The organism is Bacillus sp. AF62, from assembly GCF_050312695.1.
In the GTDB taxonomy this organism is placed as follows: Bacteria; Bacillota; Bacilli; order Bacillales; family Bacillaceae_G; genus Bacillus_A; species Bacillus_A cereus.
This window is the reverse complement of record NZ_JBNPJZ010000201.1, coordinates 1-1,214: the sequence shown is the minus strand read 5'-3', so window position 1 is coordinate 1,214 and position 1,214 is coordinate 1. Positions and strand designations below refer to the sequence as shown.

Here is a 1,214-nt window from a genome sequence, read left to right as displayed (position 1 = left end):
TACCATACAATCAAAGGTGGAACGTATCATCCTACTTTAAAAGCAAACGCATCGATTATTGGATTACGTGTGGGTAGTAATTGTGATAAAAGCTTATTTCACCTTGCATTCAACGCGCTAAGTAAAATTGATAGGTTCTTAAAAAACAATGGTATTCTTACAGACAGTGTACAAGCATTATTTACGAAAGTTTACAGCGATAATATCAAGTTATCTAGGATGCCTAAAAAACATCATACAGGCTCTTCTAATATACATAACACAAAAACACCAATTATTTTTTACAATTGGTTAGAAGACACTGGAACAAAAGAGTCATCCGCAAAGACAATGGATAGCTCTTTTGTACCAAGTGTGTATTATAAAGCTAAAGAAATAGGAGGTATTAAATAGCTATATATGCGTAAAGAGGACGTTTCCCCCTTTCTCAGATTTTATCGATTACCTTGTTCTGATCTAGGCAAGTAAACGCTACTAAAAAGGACTTAAACACCAAATCACTTTTCACAACCAGGAAAGGCTGTTGCTCAAGAATGAAGAACTTCATTGGATACTCTCTACTGTTGGTTGAAAAAGATAAAAATTAGCACCAGATTATACAGAAATGAATGTTTCGTTCTGATAGCAAAAAACAAATGAACTGAAGCAACGTATTCGAGAATGAGAGGAAGAGGATACACTTTTTAAACATACTAACAACACCATATTGTTTTGATTCTTCCGCATTACTTATGCAATTACCCCATTGCGAGTATTGACATATGTGCACCACTACTGGTAAATGCATGTTGCATTTTTACTACAAACGTACTAGAACTAGGGCCTGTTTTAAATACTACACTCGCTCCAAATGCTTGTGCTGTTGTTAAACTTGCTCCTCCAACGTCATCCACAAGGTTATTATCTAACATAAATTGCACAACTGGTTGTGGTGATGCACTCCCTGCCATATTTATTACTATATAGTAAGTTTTATTCGGTGCTAAAGTAAAACCTTTATTATCATTATTTAGGCTGATAGCTGAACCACCATTATTTCCTCCCGCTACTGTCGTCCAAGACATCTCTGCACTAACTGTGCCAGATCCAGATTTAACCTGCAAACTATTTATCTCTACTGGACCCGTATGGCCCGTTGGACCCGTTACTCCATCTGTTCCTGGAGTTCCGGTTGCTCCTGTTGGACCCGTTACTCCATCTGTTCCTGGAGTTCC

Annotated in this window: 1 protein-coding gene and 1 pseudogene; one reads left to right on the top strand and one right to left on the bottom strand. The window is 37.3% G+C overall.

Going from position 1 to position 1,214, the window contains the following annotated elements; translation table 11 throughout:
- Positions 1–393 (top strand): annotated as a pseudogene (locus ACQRBL_RS32255) (cytosolic protein); the annotation flags it as partial.
- A gap of 344 nt (positions 394–737) precedes the next feature.
- Here ACQRBL_RS32255 and ACQRBL_RS32250 read toward each other — a convergent pair.
- The coding region (locus tag ACQRBL_RS32250; RefSeq protein WP_427736412.1) for a collagen-like triple helix repeat-containing protein at positions 738–1,214 on the bottom strand (477 nt) is incomplete at its 5' end.